The sequence below is a fragment of the Psychrobacter sp. CX90 genome (assembly GCF_057396305.2).
On record NZ_CM182008.1, the window covers coordinates 2,438,374 to 2,460,415 of the forward strand.

Here is a 22,042-nt window from a genome sequence, read left to right on the forward strand (position 1 = left end):
TTATAAAAAAAGACATTATTCTCTCAATAGTACCTCATCAGTATGATCCAATTTAAAGCCTGATACAGACTCTTGCAAAGAAGATGCCATTTCGTTAAGCTGACCCACCGAACGAGCAGTCGCTAGTGTTCCTGAAGACGTTTGTGAGGTAATATCTTGAATGACATTCATCGTCTTAGAGATATGACCGGCAGATGAGGCCTGTAGCTGTGCAGCATTGGAGATGTTTTGAATTAACTCTGCTAAAACATTTGAAACAGTTTGCACCTCTTGTAACGCTTCACCTGCATCTTTAGCTAAGCGAGCCCCTCTAACCACTTCTGTTGTCGTTGACTCCATAGAGATAACGGCGGCATTCGTATCAGCCTGAATGGTTTTAACCAGTGACTCAATCTGTTTGGTAGCATTAGCTGAGCGTTCCGCTAACCGCTGTACCTCATCAGCAACTACAGCAAAACCACGTCCAGCCTCTCCAGCCATTGATGCCTGAATGGCCGCATTTAGCGCTAAGATATTGGTTTGATCTGCAATGTCAGTAATCAAGCCAACGATGTCCCCAACTTCCTGTGATGACTCTCCTAACCGCTTAATTCGCTTAGATGTTTCTTGAATCTGCTCACGAATATTGTCCATACCTTCAATGGAACGCTGAACTACCTCTGCACCATTATGAGCAATGGCAACAGAACGCTGAGCAACAATGGCTGATTCCGTCGCATTAGAGGAAACCTGTTCAATCGATACCGCCATCTCATTAATAGCAGCAGACACGCCAGCTATTTCTTGGGCCTGATGCTCAGATGCTTCAGCAAGCTCAACGGCAGTAAGTTGAGTTTGTTCAGAAGACTGAGCAACTCTTATGGCCGTTTTATTGATAGCCAAGACGAGTTGCCGCAGTTGATCAATGGCAAAGTTTACGGATTCTGCAATTGCTCCAGTGAAGTCCTCAGACACCGTTGCACTAATCGTCAAATCACCTTCTGCTAAGTCTTCTAGTTCACTTAAAAGCCTGACAATGGCCGCTTCATTTTGCTCATTCTCTTCTTGGATTTTACGCGCCCGCTCAGATTCAATCTCCATATTTTGGCGTTGTCGTAGTGTCTCTTTCTCAATCAATAATCGCTGAGTTTCGCCTCTTACTCTATATAGCTGGTATAAGGCAAAAAGAGCACCAATAAAACTTAATAAAAACAATACCGCGGGGATAACAACTTCTGAATGGGAAAATAGATTAACATTGGCAACTACGCTATTTAACGAAAAAATGAGAGCTATTAAGATAGTAAATGCCAATATGGACAATGCCCCTAAGGTATAAAACCATTTTTTATGCTCGCCATCAACTTCAAAAAGTGTTCTTCTTTCTTGGGCATGGTCAGTATTTATTGCAGGTGTTTTAGCTGCATTATTCATGGGAGGGTATCCTCAAAAGAAATAACTTAATGCCTTTATATAGGCTATCAAGCTGATGTATTTGTTCTCAGCCTTATTTTTCAATCTAATAATGGCTAACTAAATCGCTGCCTCTAAGTATCGAGCATCTTTGGTTAACAAACTGGGCAAAAAAACGGCCCACTCTTCACCCTCTTTTAAAAACTTACCATGGTTATACGGTAAAAAAGGCGAGTCCGAAGGTAAAGATTCAGCCACATAATCACTACGATCAAACTGTTTAATGCCTAACACTTTATCGATCAGAATGCCTGAAAAAATCTCAGGCTGATCTATAACTAAAACTTTGCGATGTCTTAGTCTAATAGCTGAAGGCTCAAGGTTCAAAAATTGAGTTAAATCGGATAAAGGCAATAAACGACCTCGAACATTTGCAATCCCAACTAACCAAGATTGAGATAGTGGGATTTGGGTTATTGCTATTGGCATCGCAAGCACTTCAGCTACCTCACCAATTGGGGCAACGAAACACTGCCCGGCAACCTCAAAGCCCACACCTAGCCACTGTGCATGGTTTAAATTGTGATGACCACTCTTACGCGACTCAGCGAGATCTGCAAGACGTAATAATTCAATAAACCCTCTTGAAGCCAAGGCGTTACTCCACAATAAAAATACAACTGTTATGACAACTTCGTATTTAATGACTTATATAATTTGACCAAAACATACCGTTCGACCAAAACCAAAACATAGTTAAGTGGCTTTAGGGATATTGTTACTTAAACAGTACTGCATTTCTCATTCACTAAACTGTATTTTTCATTTATTGATACTGCTGTATGGCTTCAAATAACTCATCCTTACTGAAGGGCTTGGTTAGATATTCGTCAGAACCGACAATTCGGCCACGCGCTTTGTCGAATAACCCATCTTTAGAAGACAGCATAATCACTGGCTTATCAGAATATTTTGGATTATTTTTAATAAGTGCGCAGGTTTGATAGCCATCTAAACGTGGCATCATAATATCTACAAAAATAATATCTGGATTGTGATCAGCTATTTTTGCTAAAGCATCAAAGCCATCAACCGCAGTAACCACCTTGCATCCTACTTTTTGTAGTAATGTCTCTGCCGTACGTCGAATTGTTTTAGAGTCATCAATGATCATGACTTTAAGACCGTCAAAATTAATGTCCATTCGGGTTTCCCTATCATTTAAATGCTTTGATGCTTAAGTGTTAGTATTTATGGAATGTTTTTAACATATCTTATACTATTTATCTAGAAAAAATAAGGCGCAATGCCTTGAACAAAGGACTTATAAGGTACCAACGGTATTTAGACTGCTACACAGCATTTAAAGGCCTAGTCATAAAGTTATGTTAATTTCAAAAATCAGCTTTTCAAACTGACTAGACCTATTGTCATCAAGGTTTTGAATCGCCTCTTCAAGACCCTTATGATTTGCTTAGTTAATTAGAAGTTAAATTAGTTACTTGTATGAGTTATTTGAATACTTAATTGACTTTAGCCCAACTATTTAATGTTCTCATTACATGTCTTTATTAGATTTAGTCTCACTCAATATATATCACATTTAATACTGTAAAATTTCACTGACACGTTTATACTAAAGGTTATAATTAATGTCACAATGAACACTGTCAAAAGCAACGGCACAAAATAGAGATGTCTTATACCAATCCAACATCCTAAACCTAGTAACATCAATAGAAAGGGATCTTTTTACTACCCTACCTATCTTCTATCTTTGCTATAAAATATAGGTTACAAAATCTAATCAATAGGGTTTAGCGTAACATTAGCCAAAAATAGTAACAAACAGTGTCTTGTTAGTATGGCTACTAATTAGGCATTATAAACCATACAGTCAGTCAAATTCGGCTGTCATATAGTTATTCTAAATAAATCGATAAAGGATTAATGCTGTGTTGACTACTTTGCCCACAATTTATCATTTGATAATATTGTCTCGGCATCCGTTAGAATTAACGATAAATACAGTGATAGAACTAATCAGCATTTTATACCTCGAAAAATGAAAATTTAAGGTTTCTTATGAGCAAGCAAATATTATTAATTGAAGATGATCCTGACTTAGCTGAACTTATCAGCGACTATTTATCGATGAACTACTATGAGGTTCATCATGCCCTGACAGGTACTGAAGGACTTGAAATTTTAGATACTAAAGAGCGTGGCATCGACCTCATTATTCTAGATTTGATGTTGCCTGATATGGATGGTATGCAGGTATGTCAGCACATTCGTGGCAGCAAAAACAACAACACCAATAAAGTTCCCATTATTATGTTGACAGCTAAAGGGGATACAACTGACCGTGTATTAGGGCTTGAGATGGGAGCTGACGATTACCTAGCTAAACCTTTTGAGCCACGTGAGTTACTGGCACGTATCCGTGCAGTGCTACGCCGTCATGAACAGCCAAACCAAGCCGATGGTGAATCCGACAGTCTGACTTTTGGACGTTTAAGCGTGTTTCCAGATAGTCATGAAGTCACTATTGATGATAAGCCTGTTCGATTAACGACTCACCAGTTCCAGCTTCTGCACTACTTTGCGACTCATTCAGGCAAAGTACTAAACCGTGAGCAACTATGGCAAGCAATGCCAAACGACGATAGCTCAGACAACATCGACCGAGCCATTGATGTGCACATTTCAAGATTACGTGCATTAATAGAAGACAACCCTCGCCAGCCCAAACGTATTATTACGGTACGCGGTGTAGGCTATCAGTTTGCTACTGATCAAGTGTAATACCTATTAATATGAAGGTTAACATCGCTTATAATGATGCTTCTGTGAGCATTAATGTGGCAGCATGCTAATATGACTATGCAGCGGTTTGGTCTTAAAACAGTATTTAGTAAACTATTTGCCAGTGTCATGATGACACTGGTTTTGTTTGCTGTGTCTATGATTGCCTTAACTCACTTAGTCCATGATAACTCAGCGAATACACGTTGGCAGGTACTAGCCACACAAATCGTTAGACAAATAGACCCCTTTGTTGATGAATTAGATAATGCCATCACTATGAACGAGCGCTTACAAGCTCGTTTTATGCTCGCCGTTATCAAAAAAAGCCTAGATATTTTTGATGAATCTCTACAAGCTAAAATGGGTTTATACGATCGTCACGGCAAACTGCTTGTTCAAACTGATGATAGTGACTTACCCACAATGTTGCCCAAAGATCCCGCTTGGGTACTTCGCATGTTGCCTACTTTTTCTCCAACTGAGCAAGTAAGTGTGCAGTCTATGGGCGACCGCGGTTATATTCTGCTCTACGAACCCCGAGACCCGCCAAAGCGTTCAGAGATATCAGCTATGCTGAACCTATTTACTGGAACCTTGGCATTATTAGTTATTATGACTGGCGTACTTTGGTGGATAGCTCGCTCCATGACATGGCGAATCAATAAGATGAGCGGTCAAATGGCGCAGTTAGGTGAAGGTGATTTTAGCGTTCGAGTACCTGCTAATGGTACTGATGAAATTGCAAGCTTAGCTAAAGGGTTTAACCAAGCGGCGCAGAAAATAGAGCAATTAATTAATGCCAATAATCTTTTATTAGCACATGCATCTCATGAATTACGCACCCCTATTACACGCATTCGCTTGCAGATTGAAATGATGGAGATGTTAGTAAAGCAATTACCAACAGAGTCTCAAGAAAAATTTCACAAACGTGCACAAGCGGTCAATCGTGATTTAACCGGCTTGAACGACTTAGTAGAGAGCATCTTGCTTGTCAGTCGTCTTGATGCTGGTCATGTTGCACAGCAAAGCGAGCGTTTTGACTTATATGAATTAGTCAATCAGGAATGTCAGCATTATCCAGAAGCTAAGCTTTATGGTCAGTCTATTGTTTTAGAAGGTCAACCAAAGCTACTCATTCACCTCATTCGAAACTTATTGAATAATGCCATGATCCACGGCACGCCGCCCATAGAAGTGCATTTATACGGGGCAGTCAGCGAATCAGAGGCACTAATACCGCCTAAGCACTTGATTGAGGCAATGGATGCCCTTACTCTCACATCAAATAGCTTAGCAATTGAACCTGCCGCCGGAAACGCTGATGGAAGCGATAGCGATAACCAAAGGGCTAATGACGCTCCTACTTCAAAAATAAACAGTCAAAGCGATAGCCAGAGCGTAATCAACACACCCACTAAAGAGAGTGGCTCGTCTCTAACATCCGAAGACACCTCTTATGTTGAGAATAATGGAAAAGTTATTGCAGATTCTGACCCTAAGATCGATAAGGATAAAAAGTCTGCAGTGACCCCTCAAATAGGAGAAGGCGATTTCGCAAAAGAAAGCAAGAAAAATGACAGCTCATTTACCAAGCGCTTGCGTCGCCCTAAACCTGCTAAGCTTGAGCAAGCGGTCGCACCAAACTTTGCCGTGATTGCCGTCATTGATCACGGTAAAGGCATCCCTTTAAACAAACGTGCCGAGATCTTCAGCCCATTTGTACGGCTGCAACAGCATAACAAAGGCTCTGGATTAGGATTGTCGCTTGTATCCCAAATTGTAGAGGCGCACCATGGAAATATTCTTACTGACACCTACAATGGTCAAACCCGTTTTCTTGTGATACTACCTACTAAAAACAAGTCAAAAGCTTAGCGCGATCTCTAATACATTACTCAACAGGCCATACATAATGGTATCTTGCTATGGCCTATCATTACCTCCTATCAAAATCTTCTGGGTTATTTAACAAAGCTATTCAAAACTTATTTTACATAGGCTCAACACACTATTTAGCCGATAAAATAAAAAATATCGCTTATTGCTCTAAAGTTTGCATTGAGTGATTTCCCATTTCTGACTTTTTCTTTACCGGTATAGCTGGGATAAATTGTTCAGAATCTGGAGAAACTCCCTTGTCGACATGCTTATTCTTTAAAGAAGCAGCCACTTCAGGCGGCATATAGTTTTCATCGTGCTTCGCTAATACCTCACTGGCAACAAAAACATCTCCCTGCATTTTTCCAGTGGCAACCACCCCTGAATTTTCAGCGAATAAATCTGGCAAAATGCCTTGGTAAGTAACAGGGACAGTGGCACCAAAGTCAGTAATCTCAAACTGTACTTTTAAATCATTGTTTGGATCACGTTTAACACTATCTTGAACAACCATACCACCTGCACGAATTCGTTTATTTTGTGGTGCTTCTCCAGACGCAATTGCAGTTGGATCATAATAGTAGTCGGTTTGTTGATCAATCGCATAAATAACTAACACGACGGCAATGATAGCGCCTGCCAATGTGGCAGCGACCCAAATAAGTTTTTTACGGCGAACAGCATTCATAGGATTGCCTATAATATATAAAAATTGGTTTAATTAGTGAGTTAACTGCGGGTCGACTTTTGACGTTGTTGTTGCCGTGCTTGCTGAATATTCAACGTTTTTATTAAACGACGACGCTGCATTACGCTATGTATAATAAAACCGATAACAACAACAAAAGTAAGCCCCCACGTGCTCCACACGTAAATACCATGCTCTCCCATGGCGATAAATTCTTGAACACTATAAAAATAGGGCTGCACTGCTCTCTCCTATAATTAGACGTTAAGCGGGTTAAATACGTCAGATTTACAACCTCTCGTATGCCATAGCTTTTACATCTTTCAAATACAATGTAACTTTAAAATGATCTAGCTATGACCTTATTCAAACTCGCTTATTCTGTTTTTTGGTGTCCTCTGTTATCTCTGTTCATATTAGCTGTTAGAGTTGTTTAATAGACATTTAGAGAACCTTTAGCAGATTTTAGGTTTGTTTTATCATTGCATACGATTCAAAATACTCACTGATGGTAATGACATATCTCATTGACCAAAGGGATGGCGTTTTCTAACGAAATTGACGCACATATTCTTTTACCCATGCTTTATTCTGATCACGATTTAAAATCAAAGTATTGGTTCGATAGATAGCTAAGGCCGCAACCAATATATAGGTACCGAGTATCATCAGTAATAGGGGCGCTAGCATATCTAGAGACATCTTTGGCGCTTCGGTAATTGTAATGGTTGCACCTTGATGTAAGGTATTCCACCAATTAACAGAATATTTAATAATAGGCAAATTAACCGCACCTACCACTGATAAAATTGCTGCCGCTTTACCTCGGTTAGGCGTATGCTCAAAAGCAGCAAATAAAGCCATGACACCCGCATATAAAAAAGCCAGAATTAACATCGATGTTAATCTCGCGTCCCACACCCAAAAGGTTCCCCATGTGGGTTTAGCCCAGATAGAACCCGTAATTAAGCTTAAGACGCACAACAGAAAACCGATAGGTGCAAGCGCTTGGGCAACTAAATTAGCTGTTTTGATTTTCCATACCAAAAATATCACCCCTAATATTGCCATCGCAAAATAGATAGATAATGCAGCACCAGCTGCTGGTACATGAATGAAGATAATACGGTAACTGTTACCTTGTAAATAGTCTGGTGGAGCAAAACCTAGCCCCCAAATACTACCCATAGTAATAAGTATTGCCGATAATCCAGCTAACCACTTAACCCAAGGCGAAAAAATGCGAAAAAACTCGCGTGTGCCTACGGTTATCAAAAAACCTTGCCACAAGCGAGATAAAAAGCTGGGTTTTGACGTCGGTTTGGCATTTGGCATAATAAACGACCTTGTAAGCCAGAATACAATAGTTAGGTTATAGAGACGCTTTAAGTGCACCTTCTAAGATGCCAGCAATAAGATAAAAATTAAGGTAATTAAACCCGTTATCATCGTGAACCATTGTTGTAATAATCTACCTAATACACGCTTAGAAGTTTCTCTTAAGCTTTGTAGGTAAACTATTATAGCAAAAAAAGCACCTAGTTAAGCCATGACATCTTAAGCGTCATGGCAATTACCCAAGGCATAATAATAATTGAGGCAATACTACCCGCAGCAAGTAATGCGAAAACAGGCAAGCCATTTAATTCTGACGCATATAAATCCACTGCCCCCGTCGCAAATATCAAAACGGGCAATTGCATTGGTAAGGCAATAAGTGGCACCATTACTGCACCATTTTTTAGAGATAACGTTAGACTACTTGCAATTGCGGAGAGCATGAGTAACATTGGACTACCCACTATGATTGACATCAATAATACTGCGGCATTACCCCAAGAAAGACCAAATAGTGGCACGGCAAGCAAACTTAATACTGCCACCAAGCCACTACTAAAAATCCAATGAATGGTCAACCTTACTAATACCCAAATAGGCAGCGATGCCTTGGATACCACAAGCTGAGCCAAGGTACCATTATCAAAAGTCGGTTTAAATAGATCCTCAACACCCATTATTAAGGATAATAAAGCAGCTATCCATACCGCAGGCACGGCTAAACGCTGTAACAATTGTGGCTCACTACCAACCGCTAATGGAAATAAAGTAATAATGACTAAAAATAGCACTAATGGATATAGCCACTGTACAGCACCTTGTTGTTTAACTTGCCATTCACGCCGCCATAATTGCCGTGTTCCAATACCTATGTGATGATGCTGAGAGGTGCCCAAAGATGTTTGCTCTGTCATTTTGAGACCTCTCGCCTGTTATTTAAGCTCTCATTTACCTTCTTATTTACTTTATCAGCGTTATTTAATGGCTCATTGATATTTACCTGCTGACGGGTATGATGAGTTATGACAGTTGGACTATTGCAAAGATCGCTATTTGTGCTCTGCTCTAAATCTTCATTACCCTTGTATGGCATATAGTCTTCATCTAACATATATTCAGGCACAAAATCAGACAAATTTAATTGTTTAGTCGCGATATTAACCTGTTGATGGCTGGTCATAAACACAGCCCCACCTAAGTTTGCAAACTGCTGCAAGCGTTGCCCCATTCTATCTACCATACTCACATCTAAGGCAGTAAAGGGTTCATCAAGTAACCAGATAGGAGTGTGTTGCGGGGTCATTAAATAAAGGCGGGCTAGCGTTACTCGGCGAGTTTGGCCTGCTGACAGCTGATTGCTACTCATATGCTCAAATCCAGTTAAACCTACCCAATCTAAAGCATCATTGATCTCATCTCTGCTAGGACTAATTCCGTAAAGATTCAACAAAAAAGTAAGGTTTTGAGAGACTGTCAGACTTGGATGTATGCCCAATTGATGAGAAACATATAACGGCGCATTGGGCATCTGTTCAATACCTTGATAAAACACTTTACCCTCAATCAGCGGTAATAAGCCTACTAACTGCATCATCAATGTTGTTTTACCTGTGCCATTTGCACCAATTAGATGGCATATATCTCCAGAGTTTAGACACAAATTTACCTTCTGACAAAGCGGAAAGTCGCCACGTTGTACAGTCAACTCTCTTAGCTCTAATATACAACCCTCATCAGGCTTACCAGCCTCAGAATTATTGAGTTTACTGGATCTTTGGTCAATTTGTTTAAGTGTCAGTGGCATTTTTTGGTTTACCATACATATTTATCAAGCGGTATAAGAAAGGAGACTTAAAGAGCAGATCCCCATAATCTACAGCTGCGAGATGACAGCTTGCATTCACTGGCTTTTTTTTGTGACTTATCCACTATTGCAATATGTTTTAACGACGTCATATAAGTGAATAGCACATTGAAAGTAATAGTATAACAAACCCCGACCCATAACTAACCTATTGTCCTATTATGAGTTCAAATAAACCGAAAACACTATGGCAACGTTTGAAAAAAATATTTACTATTAACCAAAAAAAGACGGTTAAGAAGGCCTCCTCTTACTCTGATGCTTCTTCTCGCTCTAAGACCTCTAACTCGTCTGATCCACTCTCAGCATTAGTAGAGATACAGAAGGCAGACAATGATTCACAAGTGAACCAGGGTCGCTTTTTTTTGAATAAACAGGATGATGTTAGCCAGCCTACACCCCTATCCCGTCAATCGGCTACTCAGAAAATAGCCTCAGAATCAGTAAATTTTAACCCTGACACCTCAAGCAATTTAATTCACAATCAAAAACAACGTAAACCCTCTCAGCAGCCCATTACCGACGCTGTTTTAGAGTTTTTAGAGACCAATAACCTATCGTATCATTATCATAAACCGACTAGCCAACAGACTCGGCAGCGTGACGATGACTTCATAGCTGATTCCCTAACGAATGATACAAACCAAAATACAGCACAAGACAGCCACTCACGCCGTCATAATGTGCACCATATTTCGATGGCGATGAAACATTATAGCGAGCCAACCAACAACCAGTCTGGTCATAATTTTCAGCTCGAAAATGAGGATGATTCTCATAGCAGCGCCAGTATTATGGAGTGGGGATGCGTCATTCGTATTCATGAACATACCCAACTACTCGCTATGTACGGTATTTTGCCATTTCATTTGCCCAAGTCACATTTAAGTGCTGGATTAACACTGGCAGCACAGATTAACTATGACATGATGTTAGGGAATGTTGAGATCGACATTCGCGATGGCGAAATTCGCTTTAAAAATGCTTTAGATTTGGAGCCCATTATCGATACCAACGAGGGGAGCATTCCACCTAAGGTTATTAATTTCTTATTAAAAGGCGTCATAGCGATGACCTCGTCGTTCTCGCCTCTATTTAGTGAGCTGGTTATGAGTGATGCCGCAAAGTTTGAATTGGAAAATACCCTTGAGCAGCTGTATAAAGCACAAAAAGAACATACTTTTTATATGGTAACCGATACTATACAGTAACCCATACAACCTGATTGTTTCTTAGGCCACACCATAATACAGTTGTCTTGCAACTGTATTTGTAAAAACGAACTGTATTGATAACGCTATACTCTTTATAACTATTCTCTTTAAAACTATACTCCTTGAAATCCTATTGCCGAAAGCCCTATTCCCAAACCCTATGCTAAAAGTCGCCTACTCGCCTATTTATAAATATAACGTACCTGAAAATCATCGTTTTCCAATGCAAAAATATACCCTTATTCCAGAACGTTTAATCAGAGAAGGTACGCTCACAGAAGATAACTTTTTTGCTCCCAAAAGGCTGAGTGAAGCAGAGATATTAACCACCCATACTTCAGAATATTGGGATAAGCTTAAGCACCAAACACTCACTCGTAAAGAAGCCAGAGCCATTGGTTTTGAGATGACGCCTGAGTTGGTCAACCGAGGCCGTTATATTGCGCATGCCACCTATGAGTGTGCGCTGTTTGCAAAAGAGTATGGCGTGTCATTAAATATAGCAGGCGGTACACATCATGCCTTTGCTGATCACGGTGAGGGGTTTTGCGTGTTCAATGATGTTTGTATTGCAAGCAATCTTCTACTGGCGCGCGGAGAAGCCCATAAAATACTGATAGTGGATTTAGATGTTCATCAAGGTAATGGTAACGCCTCTATCATGGCGCAAGAGCCAAGAGTGTTTGTCTTTAGTATGCATGGGGATAAAAATTATCCGTTTCGTAAACCGCCTTCTGACTTAGATATTGCTTTACCGAATGATACCGATGACGAAACCTATTTGAATACATTAAAACAGACGTTACCCCGACTTCTCAAGCAACATCAGCCCGATATGATATTTTATCAATCCGCAGTCGATGTGTTAAAAACGGATAAGCTCGGTAAGTTGGCACTGACCTTAGCGGGGTGTAAGAGACGTGATGAATTTGTGTTGAATCAAGCAAAAACCCATAATATTCCCATTGCAGTGGTCATGGGTGGCGGTTATTCAGCAGATATTGAGGATGTCATCGAAGCTCATTGCAATACCTTTAGATTGGCTAAAGCAATTTTTTCGAAATAGAGTAAGAATGAACTGAGTAAGTAAAAATTGAGTCATCAAATAGCGTCTATTTAACATATTCCCCGCTCAGCATACGCTCCACTAAGCATAAAAAGGGCTGTATCATTGATATACAACTTTGCCATACACTATTTTTGAATACAAAGCCTTTATAAACAACCGCTTTATACATAATCCTGCCATTAAGTAATCGCAGGCCATAAGTCGCAATTAAGGCAGACAAATGGCTAAACAATATTAGAGAATATTTGCTAATAAAACAGGCTGTAAAAAAACCGCATAGCGCTTATTTAACGATCCAATACAGAGGGATCATGCAAGGCCATGATGCTGGAAAAATCTTTATCACCGTGCTCTTCCATATGCGCTTTATATACTTCAGTTGCACGCGCTCCCATTGGTAATTTTGCACCTGATGCTTGCGCAACCTGTAACGCTAAATTTAAATCTTTGTACATATTAGCACTCGAGAAACCATTCATATAATTACGATTCGATGGAACACCCACTGACATCACTTCTGGATATGGGTTATAAACTTCTATCGCCCAATTGCGACCAGAGTTGTGAATCATAATATCGGTCAAAACGGCAGGATTAACACCGTTTTTCTGACCTAAATTTAACGTTTCAGCAGCGCCGCTCATCATAATACCGAGCATCATGTTATTACAAATCTTAGCCGCTTGACCTGCACCGCTAGGCCCTGCATGATGAACTTTGGTGCCCATACACATCAAAATAGGCTTAACTTTAGCATATAAAGCATCATTGCCGCCCACTAAGAAGGTTAGCTTAGCAACTCTTGCACCGCCAATACTGCCTGATACCGGAGCATCCACATAATCAATCCCTAGCTTATTGGCTTGTGCGGCTAAACTTTTGGCCTGCTCAACTGCAATCGTGCTACAGTCAATCACTAAGGTACCTTTTGAAAGCTGTTCAAACACCCCTTTATTTGGGTTGTTATTATCCTCGGTATCTGTACCTAAATAAAGTGCTTGAACATGTTCGCTGGCACTCAGCATACTGACAACCATATTGGCACCTGATAAAGCCTCTTCAAGTGAAGATACCACTGTCACACCTGTTTTTGCCACAGAATCCCTAACGACACTTGATATATCATATGCTCGAACATCATGGCCACGCTTGACGAGGTTCTGCACCATAGGTGCGCCCATATTACCCAAGCCAATAAATACAATTTTTGCTTTAGCCATTTGTCATCTCCCTACGACAGCAACTTACCTATTTTTAATTTTATGATCATTCAATCATCATATTAACTCAGCTCATTTTAAGATAAGCATTAGAAGCCAACCTCTCAATTTACTTTAGAACCTATATTTATAAGCTAAAGTTAGGGGGTTTTTAGAATAAAATAAGTCAATACGAGGCATTATCGAGTTAAAAGCTCGGGTTGAATAGTCACTTTATTTAATCCAATTTTAACGAAGTAGTGGCTTATTTTAGGCGAAAATAGCCAATTAGCGGTTATAAATACAAATTCTTACTTCTACTGCCCTACCGTAACATATATCGCAATGCTAGTAATTAAATAGTCATTAAAATTTTGGCATATGCGCTCAAGTAATTAAAAATAATCGTAATCAACATAGTCCGAAGCTCAATGAGGCAATACTGGAGCCTGAGTAGGGTCTGTCGTTAACCAGTGATTACCTAAGAAAATCTAAACAGTTAAGCAGGCAACATAAAGCATTTAGCATTTAGCTCTACTTATCGTATCAGCAGGACATTCAGTCAAAATAAGGTAGAGCATGGTAAAGGGGTAATGAGGCATAAATAGCTCACAGATGGAATGCTATTACTTAACGAGGGCGCCATCTCAGCCAAATCTCATGTGCGATGAAAAACATAATAGCAAGTAGAAAAGGTAGGATGTAGTACAGTATCCGAAATACCAGTAATACAGCAAGTAGATAAGCTTTATCCACTTGTGGCAAGGAGGCAATCATCGTCAACTCAAACACCCCTAAACCGCCGGGGACATGACTTAAAATTGCTAATATCATAGACTGTACAAAGGCAGAAAACACCGTTAGATAACCAATGCCGACACCGTGTGGTAACAACATATACAAAACAAAAGCCACACTCGCCAAATCAATAATTGAGATAACAATTTGCTTGACTAGCATCCCCGCAGGGGGTAAGTCAAACCGCCAACCCTTAATTTTAACGTGCCGACCTGCCGTTCCTGACCACGCCACAATACTAACTACTAATAACAATAACCCAATCCCTAATCCGCGAATTGCTCCTGCATCACGAAAAACTCTAGGCACACTAACAGACATTTCGGCCATTTGAACATCAATTTGACTCATCATAATCACAGTCGCCTGTGGATTTATGGCTAAAGATAGAGCCACTAAGGTTGTAATACCAAAGGTAAATGCCATAGATACCAGCCATACCACATTGGCAATGTTCTCAGCTTTAATATTATTGGCCCGATACATTCTAAAGCGCACACCGGACGCCGACAATACTGCCAATCCAATGGTATGCCCAATGGCGTATGCGACAAATGAGGTTAAGGCAACTTTACGAAACGGTAAAGTTATTTTCATATGTTTGAAGGCAATCGCATCGTATAAGGTCAATATCAAATAACCAAAAGCGACGATGAGGGTAGCAAGAAATATATCTGTGTTAGGAATTTGTTCTAGCGCTGATAATACGTCAAAAAACTTAATACTCTGCGTTAATCCATATAAGGTCTTGATAGCCAGTATAAATATCGCCAAAGTGACTAAAAATAGTGCACTTCGCAATAAAATAACTTTAGGGGTCAAGACTGTTTTTAGGTTTAATGACATATTTTTAGTTTAAACAACACTCAGGCTTTATCATACCCGATTTTGCAGTAAACTGCGCTATTCGTTTTTACGGAATAAGCATTAATTTAAGATAAGGCAGCTGATTTAAACATGACATAATACACGAATCAAAAGCCTTTAAGCTAGGGCATGCCCTGTTATTAGAAAAAAACTTTAAAACATAGTATGATTGCTGTTCGAAAATTTTAAACACGAAAGTGTAAACCAAAAAAAACGAGCCAATGGCTCGTTTCTTTTTGACTGATTTAGAGTCGTTTCAATAAATTGATATGACTCTAAGTTGTCTGGCTATTAGATAGCTGTGATACCGTGGGCTTGTGGGCCTTTAGCACCTTGAGTTACTGTGAACTCAACTTCTTGGCCTTCCGCTAAGGTTTTGAAACCTGAGCTAGCGATTTCGCTATAATGAGCAAAAACGTCTGCGCCAGTTTCTGGAGCGATAAAGCCAAAACCTTTAGCTTCGTTAAACCACTTTACTGTACCTTTAATAGTATCTGACATATATATATCCTAATTTTAAAACATGATGGTCATATTGACCGGTAACGCTTGGAGCTACTGAACGGTAAATCTTAAAACGAAGGATTAATGCTAATACTACGAGGTAATGATTTGCTGCAGGACTTCTCTTAAGCAGGAGCACAGTATATGCTGGGTTTAGGATTAACGCAAGCTTTATTTTTAAATAACTTTAATGGTTTTAAATTTTTGGTAGAATAATATTCTATAGTTATCCTCACTGCTTACTGTCGAAGGCCTGGAATAAATAAAATAGTGAGTAGTTCCATTGAATTGTCCCTCCTATTGACAGTAAAGGTATGTTCATGGAATATTGACTAAATTAGTTAAAGTCATCATTGCCTTTTAATACATACCAACCAGACATACTAAAGGCAGGTTAAATTCAACTCTGTATTGCTTAGATACTATTTGTTTTACTTACTAGATACTATTTTTTTTAAATACTATTTTTCTAGATGCTATTTTGCTATACACGACTTGGCGACTTAGCTATACACGAGCTGCATTTGTCATATATTATAGAAACGAGTCTTTAATAGGACTTACCGCCTCTCCTACTCCAATCCTTTTTTATTCATTTATAGGTATCACTATGAACTATCAACATATTCTGTTAGTTACTGACCTACGTGCAGATGCTGATATCGTCGCTAGAAAAACCAAATACATTCATTCGCGTCAAGATAACGCTCATCTTTCTGTACTACATATCGTAAAAGACACCGTTGTTGGGTTTGGTTATGAAATGGTGCCTGCTGCGAGTCTTTACGATGAAATAGACGATGAACGTTGTGAAAATGCGAAAACTAAAATGGTCAAGTTTTTACAGCGCAATGGCTTGGATGCAGATAGTCAGGAAGTAACGACTGCTATTTCGAGTAGTGAAGGTATTATTACCTACTGCACAAAAAACAATGTAGATTTAATCATCATTGGTCGACATGAGCGTCATGGCTTGTCTGCTTGGATTAACGGGGCAACAGTCGATAATATTATGCCTAATGTACCTTGTGATGTGTTGGTTGTTAAACTTGATAAACCTGTAAAAGACTAAATTAGCAAATAGCTCATAATTAGTGCGTAGCGTGGCTTATAATACTTCAATAAATAAAGTTTATTGTCCGCTTCCTGCTATTAATTGCTCAACATTAGCAATGAATAGCCTTTTAGGTCTTTACTCAATCTTTTTGTTCGGTACTCATAGCATTGGGGAAGTCAGGCATCAGGGAAGCGCCATAAATAAACACCCACGCTTAAGCATACCAAAGCGACCATCCATGCCACCCAAATATACTTATCGGGTATGGTAAAGAAGAGCATGGTGCCTGAGATAGTCATCATTATACACGCCAGCCATTTCGCTTGGCGTGGCACTGCTCGATGATCCTCCCAATCTCGGACATATTTTCCCATATATCCATGATTAATCAACCAAAGATAAAAGCGTTTAGACCCCCTAGCCCAACAAGCCGCGGCCAGCAAAATGAATGGCGCCGTTGGCATGACTGGCAATACAGCACCGATAACGCCTAAAATAAAAAATAAAAATCCCAATACTAAATATATCCAGCGCATGTGCGCGTATTTGGAAGGGTTAATCTTGCCAGTGTATTGAGTTTTGTTGGGTTCGGTCATAAGTCCTCAGGATTAAATTCAAACTTAAATAGCGCTCTTTAATATATTGGCAAAATCTACAATATATAAAATCGAACACTGCTGCACTTTCTTTTTTCTATAAATATGCTGAAAGGCTCAAGCAGCACTGTTATACATTCTAAGCAAATCTTTGAGATTGACCCTATCTATATTAAAAGTTATTATTTAGAACAGATACCTCAAATAGACACTACTGTAAGAAACTCTTAACAAGATTTCTATCAAGCAGTTGACTTTGATTTTATCGTCATTAGGGTCTACTACTTATTAGTGTGGCCTACTGGCGCTATATGCAACTAAAGACTCGATAAGCCTCTTCTCTTAACCCTACTTAATAATAAAAGATAGACTGATGAATAAATTTAATATACTAACAGTAAGTATTATCATAGCAGCACTTAGTTTGACTGGCTGTGGTGGCGATGACTCAAGTAATGCCAAAATCAACCCTGATATTGGTACTCCCAATGATGGTACTCCGGATGATACAGTAGATTCTAAAGGCATATCATTGGAAGGTCAGGTCACTAATAACTCGGGGAATCCGCTAGCTGGTGCCACTATAAAATTTGGTAATAAGACGTTAACCACCGATAATAACGGTGGTTATTCCACAATTCTAGATGCTGACGACGACAATGACAATATAGTGGTACTGGTTAAAAAAGCGGGGTATTTAACCACGGCACGAGAGATAGCTGCGACTAAAGAGGGCGCTTACAAACTCGATATACAGCTGTCAGCAGATCAAGTAACGACTGCTTTTGTGGCTAGCACAGGTATCGATAATTTACCTGTGTCAGGCGCTAAAGTAACTATTCCTGCTAACAGTGTAGTGGATGCTGATGGCAACCCCTATTCTGGAACCGTTAACATTGCCGCTAACTACTACAATCCAGACTCTATCGAGGGTGCGCAAGCATTTGCCCAGCCTTTTGCAGGTCAGAATGCTGATGGTAGTAATGAGACAAGCTTAGTCACTGTTGGTGTCATTGATGTTAAATTGACTAACCCAAGTACAGGTGCAGAGTTAGACCTTAAAGATGGCGCAAAAGCAACGCTAGAGTTCCCTGAAGCTTCAACGGATCAAGATTTAGAGGCTATACCATTATGGTATTACGATGAAGACAAACTAATCTGGGTTAAAGATGGTGTCGCAACGCGTCAAGCAGACGGTAGTTATACCGGCAAAGTATCTCACTTTACTTTATGGAACCTAGATATTCCAGTGGGCCTATACCCTGCTTTGGTCGAAGGGTGCTTTATTGACCATGACACTAAAAAACGTAGAACTGCAGGAGTGTTCGCTACTATTAAAGGTCGGGGTTTTAAAAACTCTGGCAGTATTGACGCTAAGGGTAACTTTAGCGTGCAAGTGCCTATGAACACACCTCTAACCTTAGTACCTGCCTTTGACAACAACAGCTTTAATGCTATTAAAATCCCTGCTCTAGCTCAGAATGCCGTATATAAAATTAATGACGGTAATTGTATTGAGGCTACTAAAACCAGTTATGATAGCTTCTTCACTATCACAAATGACTTTATGTCATCACTACCTGCTGCGCCTATAGTTGTCACACCCGATCCAAAGCCTATTACACCTAAAACCCCATTCCGACCACCATTAGAACAAAATAAAGAGGGTATCATTGGATATGCTTTTGAGATTGATACAGACTCTGATTCTAAGCTTGAAAATGTATATTTTAATACGTTTCGTGCATTAACTGACAGTGTTGCCTATTACCTTGAGTCTTTATATACAACAGTCAACTCCGAAAACATCGCCGAAGATACTTCATATGATGGTCAAATACTTACCCGTCAGGGCTTGAGTCAAGAAAGCTCAGTATCTGTTGTCGATAATAACAAGATTGAATATCAAATACTGGGTACAACCGTTAGAGGCAACCAACTTGTACATACTCTAGATAACGGCTTCAGAAGCGTACTTACCTTTAACGATAAGTCGCTATCTGGTCTAAAAATTGGTGATGTATTATCTTACAATACTGATATAGAAGACTTTCCTAACTCTATTGTTACTACTTTAAACAACTTGCCTTTTTCCAAAGGTACTTTCAGTGGCAATGCCAGTTGCAAGGTTATACGTTCTATAAATAATAATATGGATCACATCTCCTTCTCTGAGCCTGAATACAATAGTGATTTTGATAAAGAAGCCAGCCTCTTAGATATTAACCCCATTAAAGGTACATGGGCAGGTATCCCTTGGGCTGCTGGCAGAGAAGCGGATGATGACGGCATATTTGAAGCCATCGTTGAATCTAATGGCTTAGTATATAGTGGCGAATATACGAAGAGTGGGTTTGAAAATCTGAGTGTTGAGGATCAAAACACTTGTGCTTACTATAACGAAGCGGCTAAAGATCAAATTCTAGATGCCTTGCGTACCGCCTATCCCACCCTTTAACCCTCTTTAAACAGTCTTACTTATTAAACCAACCGCCCATAGCATAGTATGGGCGGTTTTTCTTTGTCATACAAAATAGAATTAGCGTATAAGAACAATAGAAAATAGAGTTAGGGTTTAAGAAATGATGAATTGTATCTTTCGACCTTCTTTATCGCTAAATAAGCCAATCATAGAGGATTGATTGACACGATATAACCTTGAAAAATTAATTTAATATCCATTTAATTACTGTCATATTTCTTACATGTTAATTTAATATATTATGCTTGCTGTATTGTTATATTAATATTTATTGAAAGTAACTACTCCTACAGTCTACTCGGAGAGAAGTATACGTCTAGCTTTAAATCACGTTTTTAATAGTTTTATGTGAGTGTTAATTGTTAACGAGACTTAAGCAACCTCAGACATTTCAATTAAAAGGACATTTTCATGAACAAACTTATAAATTACTCAGGAAATAGGCTCAGTAAAACGCTTTTAGCCACGTTTATATCCCTCTCTTTAGCAGCCTGTGGTGGGGATTCAGGCGGTGGTTCTGATGGCGGAAAAACCGTACCTAAACCTGACCCAACTAATCCAACTAATCCTAAAAACCCAACGGATCCAAAGCCGACTAATCCAAAACCAACAGATCCTAAAAACCCTACTAACCCTAAAAATCCAACAGACCCTAAAAATCCGACTAATCCAAAAGCGGATATAGCTGATGTCTATGATGCAAGCAAAATACCTGCACTACCAACGCCTGCGCCTAACTTAATTCAAAATGCCAGCTTTGAGCAGCCGATTAAAAATAATTGGCGTCGCTGTGGCAAGCTTGCACAAGTTGTGACGTTAGCAGATGCGCCAACTGGTAAGAAGGCCGCCCGATTTACCAGTTATGATCCCGAAACGGAAGAACAAGCCAGTTGTGTCGAGTTTGATGGTCAAGCTATCTTTGAAACCGATTTTAACCTTGACCCCACTGCTGATGAGTACACCTTGAGCTTTAAAGCCAAATCTAATGACATCGAAAACTTAGAGAAGTCAAAGCTTAGCATTCATATCAGTTATGATAGTAATATAAAACCTGAGTTTTTTAGCGGTATGAAAATAGGCGAACTGCCATTGCATATTCATGGTTGGTCAACATTTAAATATACCTTTACCCGTGCCGATCTTGAAAAGCTGATGAAAGAGTATGGCGTACCGGTAAGCTACGACAACCTGAAACTGACATTTTATAGCGAATTCCTAGATAAAACTGAAATCTATATTGACGATGTCAGATTGGTTAATGGGCGTGAGCTCTTACACCCTTTTAAGCCTATGCCGGCTGATTTACGCAATAGCCTAGATCGTGTGCTTATCTGGGATAGTAATAAACGTGCCATTGCGTCAATGACTGTTGGTGGACGTGATCTATATTACGAAAGAGATGCTGGAAAAGCATTTGATGTCGTCGGTAAATACAGTGATGACTTTGAACTGCTTGGTAGTACCTATTATTATAATCCTGCCACCCCTACAGATAGCAGAGTACTGCCTGCAAAAGGGTTTAATCTTTGGTCGTTTAATTTATTAAAACCAGAAGTTAAGCCTTTCCCAACTAAGTTTGAAGGTATACCTGGGATGTTTTATGCCGATGGAGATGGCGAAAGCACTTATGCGACCGGTTACGAGCTCAGCAAAATATCTGCCAACAAAGCACAAGATCGCATCGCCTTTAGTGCCGGTTCAATGTTCTGGACGCCTAGCGGACCCGTAGGCACTTCCGCTCATACTTTTGTCGATATTTATGACCATAGTGGTAAAAGAAAAATTGGTAACATAAGCGGTACAAGAGGCACTTTCGCTCCTGATGGCAAACTGGCGGTTATCAACTATGACCGTAGCAAGTACGATGAAAACGTTGTCTTTGCCGATAAGGATGGTAAGCCCAATCTCGATAAATCATTCAACTTTAGTGCCAAAGATATCGCTTGGTCGCCAGACAGTAAAAAGTTAGCAATGATTGCTGAACCTACTCTTGATGACTATGACAATGGTCACGACAACGCAAAAAATTTACAGTACACTGCGATGTACATTGAAAACTACGATAAGCAAAGCATAGAATACGCTGGCATGCTTGAACAAGGGGGAGACTTATTAGGTATGCAGTGGACACAAGACGGTAAATATATATTGTATTCAGTGCAAATAGGTACTAAGAAGAAGCCTATATACCAGATTCGTTGGATGAATCCTGAAAATGGCGATGTCGGAGTGGTCACTCATAATATCTCAGCGTATATATTGAGTTAAAATCTTAAGTGGTA

18 protein-coding genes and 1 pseudogene are annotated in these 22,042 nt (G+C 39.6%); 7 read left to right on the forward strand and 12 right to left on the reverse strand.

What is annotated here, in order from left to right:
- Positions 1–15 precede the first annotated feature (15 nt).
- From AC2SLN_RS09670 to pilG, 3 genes and pseudogenes are all read right to left on the reverse strand, one after another.
- Positions 16–1,053: pseudogene (locus AC2SLN_RS09670) on the reverse strand (methyl-accepting chemotaxis protein); the annotation flags it as partial.
- A 459-nt stretch (positions 1,054–1,512) separates the two neighbouring features.
- Positions 1,513–2,046, reverse strand: coding sequence for a chemotaxis protein CheW (locus AC2SLN_RS09675; protein ID WP_486530412.1), 534 nt, complete (start codon positions 2,044–2,046; stop codon positions 1,513–1,515).
- Between the two features lie 172 nt (positions 2,047–2,218).
- Positions 2,219–2,596, reverse strand: coding sequence for a twitching motility response regulator PilG (gene pilG / locus AC2SLN_RS09680; protein ID WP_486530411.1), 378 nt, complete (start codon positions 2,594–2,596; stop codon positions 2,219–2,221).
- Between the two features lie 881 nt (positions 2,597–3,477).
- Between pilG and AC2SLN_RS09685 the strand changes: the two genes are divergently transcribed.
- Positions 3,478–4,200, forward strand: a complete 723-nt coding sequence (locus tag AC2SLN_RS09685) for a response regulator transcription factor (protein WP_486550471.1) — start codon at positions 3,478–3,480, stop codon at positions 4,198–4,200.
- Between the two features lie 54 nt (positions 4,201–4,254).
- Positions 4,255–6,081, forward strand: coding sequence for an ATP-binding protein (locus AC2SLN_RS09690; protein WP_495057331.1), 1,827 nt, complete (start codon positions 4,255–4,257; stop codon positions 6,079–6,081).
- A gap of 163 nt (positions 6,082–6,244) precedes the next feature.
- On the opposite strand, the gene ccmE is transcribed toward AC2SLN_RS09690, so the two are convergent.
- The 5 genes from ccmE to ccmA all read right to left on the reverse strand — a co-directional run bounded on the left by ccmE (position 6,245) and on the right by ccmA (position 9,929).
- Entirely contained in the window at positions 6,245–6,772 is a 528-nt protein-coding gene (gene ccmE, locus AC2SLN_RS09695; RefSeq protein WP_486550469.1) for a cytochrome c maturation protein CcmE, read from the reverse strand.
- Between the two features lie 41 nt (positions 6,773–6,813).
- The gene (gene ccmD, locus AC2SLN_RS09700; RefSeq protein ID WP_486550467.1) at positions 6,814–7,014 is read right to left on the reverse strand and encodes a heme exporter protein CcmD; all 201 of its coding nucleotides are present in this window, start codon (positions 7,012–7,014) and stop codon (positions 6,814–6,816) included.
- A gap of 307 nt (positions 7,015–7,321) precedes the next feature.
- The gene (locus AC2SLN_RS09705; protein WP_486550465.1) at positions 7,322–8,107 is read right to left on the reverse strand and encodes a heme ABC transporter permease; all 786 of its coding nucleotides are present in this window, start codon (positions 8,105–8,107) and stop codon (positions 7,322–7,324) included.
- A gap of 203 nt (positions 8,108–8,310) precedes the next feature.
- Positions 8,311–9,024 carry a heme exporter protein CcmB gene (locus AC2SLN_RS09710; RefSeq protein WP_486550464.1) on the reverse strand — a complete coding sequence of 238 codons (714 nt, stop codon included), beginning with the start codon at positions 9,022–9,024 and terminating at the stop codon, positions 8,311–8,313.
- Positions 9,021–9,929 (reverse strand): heme ABC exporter ATP-binding protein CcmA, encoded by a 909-nt coding sequence (gene ccmA, locus AC2SLN_RS09715; RefSeq protein ID WP_486550462.1) that lies wholly within the window; start codon positions 9,927–9,929, stop codon positions 9,021–9,023. The genes AC2SLN_RS09710 and ccmA overlap by 4 nt, the downstream gene beginning before the upstream one ends.
- 206 nt (positions 9,930–10,135) lie before the next feature.
- On the opposite strand from ccmA, the gene AC2SLN_RS09720 reads away from it, so the two are divergent.
- Positions 10,136–11,185 (forward strand): type III secretion system chaperone family protein, encoded by a 1,050-nt coding sequence (locus AC2SLN_RS09720; RefSeq protein WP_486550461.1) that lies wholly within the window; start codon positions 10,136–10,138, stop codon positions 11,183–11,185.
- A gap of 163 nt (positions 11,186–11,348) precedes the next feature.
- Positions 11,349–12,254 carry a histone deacetylase family protein gene (locus AC2SLN_RS09725; protein ID WP_486550497.1) on the forward strand — a complete coding sequence of 302 codons (906 nt, stop codon included), beginning with the start codon at positions 11,349–11,351 and terminating at the stop codon, positions 12,252–12,254.
- A gap of 290 nt (positions 12,255–12,544) precedes the next feature.
- Here AC2SLN_RS09725 and mmsB read toward each other — a convergent pair whose 3' ends face one another.
- From mmsB to AC2SLN_RS09740, 3 genes are all read right to left on the reverse strand, one after another.
- Entirely contained in the window at positions 12,545–13,477 is a 933-nt protein-coding gene (mmsB, locus tag AC2SLN_RS09730) for a 3-hydroxyisobutyrate dehydrogenase (protein WP_486550459.1), read from the reverse strand.
- 609 nt (positions 13,478–14,086) lie between these two features.
- A complete protein-coding gene (locus tag AC2SLN_RS09735) occupies positions 14,087–15,100 on the reverse strand; it encodes a putative bifunctional lysylphosphatidylglycerol flippase/synthetase (RefSeq protein ID WP_486550457.1) in 1,014 nt (337 codons plus the stop codon).
- A 312-nt stretch (positions 15,101–15,412) separates the two neighbouring features.
- Positions 15,413–15,622 (reverse strand): cold-shock protein, encoded by a 210-nt coding sequence (locus AC2SLN_RS09740; RefSeq protein ID WP_486530401.1) that lies wholly within the window; start codon positions 15,620–15,622, stop codon positions 15,413–15,415.
- Between the two features lie 613 nt (positions 15,623–16,235).
- Here AC2SLN_RS09740 and AC2SLN_RS09745 point away from each other — a divergent pair.
- On the forward strand, positions 16,236–16,697 hold the full coding sequence (locus tag AC2SLN_RS09745; protein WP_486550455.1) for a universal stress protein: 462 nt from the start codon (positions 16,236–16,238) through the stop codon (positions 16,695–16,697).
- Between the two features lie 161 nt (positions 16,698–16,858).
- On the opposite strand, the gene AC2SLN_RS09750 is transcribed toward AC2SLN_RS09745, so the two are convergent.
- Positions 16,859–17,278: a YbaN family protein gene (locus tag AC2SLN_RS09750; RefSeq protein ID WP_486550454.1), complete on the reverse strand. Its 420-nt coding sequence runs from the start codon at positions 17,276–17,278 to the stop codon at positions 16,859–16,861.
- A gap of 373 nt (positions 17,279–17,651) precedes the next feature.
- Here AC2SLN_RS09750 and AC2SLN_RS09755 point away from each other — a divergent pair, with 373 nt between their 5' ends.
- Complete coding sequence (locus AC2SLN_RS09755) at positions 17,652–19,736, forward strand: carboxypeptidase-like regulatory domain-containing protein (protein ID WP_486550452.1); 2,085 nt, start codon at positions 17,652–17,654, stop codon at positions 19,734–19,736.
- Between the two features lie 435 nt (positions 19,737–20,171).
- A complete protein-coding gene (locus AC2SLN_RS09760; protein WP_486550451.1) occupies positions 20,172–22,028 on the forward strand; it encodes a hypothetical protein in 1,857 nt (618 codons plus the stop codon).
- Positions 22,029–22,042: the final 14 nt, after the last annotated feature.

Excerpts from the sequence above, each read along its gene's own strand:
- pilG (WP_486530411.1), bottom strand. The coding sequence starts at position 2,596 with ATGGACATTAATTTTGACGGTCTTAAAGTCATGATCATTGATGACTCT.
- AC2SLN_RS09685 (WP_486550471.1), top strand. The coding sequence starts at position 3,478 with ATGAGCAAGCAAATATTATTAATTGAAGATGATCCTGACTTAGCTGAA.
- AC2SLN_RS09690 (WP_495057331.1), top strand. The coding sequence starts at position 4,255 with ATGTGGCAGCATGCTAATATGACTATGCAGCGGTTTGGTCTTAAAACA.
- ccmE (WP_486550469.1), bottom strand. The coding sequence starts at position 6,772 with ATGAATGCTGTTCGCCGTAAAAAACTTATTTGGGTCGCTGCCACATTG.
- AC2SLN_RS09705 (WP_486550465.1), bottom strand. The coding sequence starts at position 8,107 with ATGCCAAATGCCAAACCGACGTCAAAACCCAGCTTTTTATCTCGCTTG.
- AC2SLN_RS09710 (WP_486550464.1), bottom strand. The coding sequence starts at position 9,024 with ATGACAGAGCAAACATCTTTGGGCACCTCTCAGCATCATCACATAGGT.
- ccmA (WP_486550462.1), bottom strand. The coding sequence starts at position 9,929 with ATGGTAAACCAAAAAATGCCACTGACACTTAAACAAATTGACCAAAGA.
- AC2SLN_RS09720 (WP_486550461.1), top strand. The coding sequence starts at position 10,136 with ATGAGTTCAAATAAACCGAAAACACTATGGCAACGTTTGAAAAAAATA.
- AC2SLN_RS09725 (WP_486550497.1), top strand. The coding sequence starts at position 11,349 with ATGCTAAAAGTCGCCTACTCGCCTATTTATAAATATAACGTACCTGAA.
- mmsB (WP_486550459.1), bottom strand. The coding sequence starts at position 13,477 with ATGGCTAAAGCAAAAATTGTATTTATTGGCTTGGGTAATATGGGCGCA.
- AC2SLN_RS09735 (WP_486550457.1), bottom strand. The coding sequence starts at position 15,100 with ATGTCATTAAACCTAAAAACAGTCTTGACCCCTAAAGTTATTTTATTG.
- AC2SLN_RS09740 (WP_486530401.1), bottom strand. The coding sequence starts at position 15,622 with ATGTCAGATACTATTAAAGGTACAGTAAAGTGGTTTAACGAAGCTAAA.
- AC2SLN_RS09745 (WP_486550455.1), top strand. The coding sequence starts at position 16,236 with ATGAACTATCAACATATTCTGTTAGTTACTGACCTACGTGCAGATGCT.
- AC2SLN_RS09750 (WP_486550454.1), bottom strand. The coding sequence starts at position 17,278 with ATGACCGAACCCAACAAAACTCAATACACTGGCAAGATTAACCCTTCC.
- AC2SLN_RS09755 (WP_486550452.1), top strand. The coding sequence starts at position 17,652 with ATGAATAAATTTAATATACTAACAGTAAGTATTATCATAGCAGCACTT.
- AC2SLN_RS09760 (WP_486550451.1), top strand. The coding sequence starts at position 20,172 with ATGAACAAACTTATAAATTACTCAGGAAATAGGCTCAGTAAAACGCTT.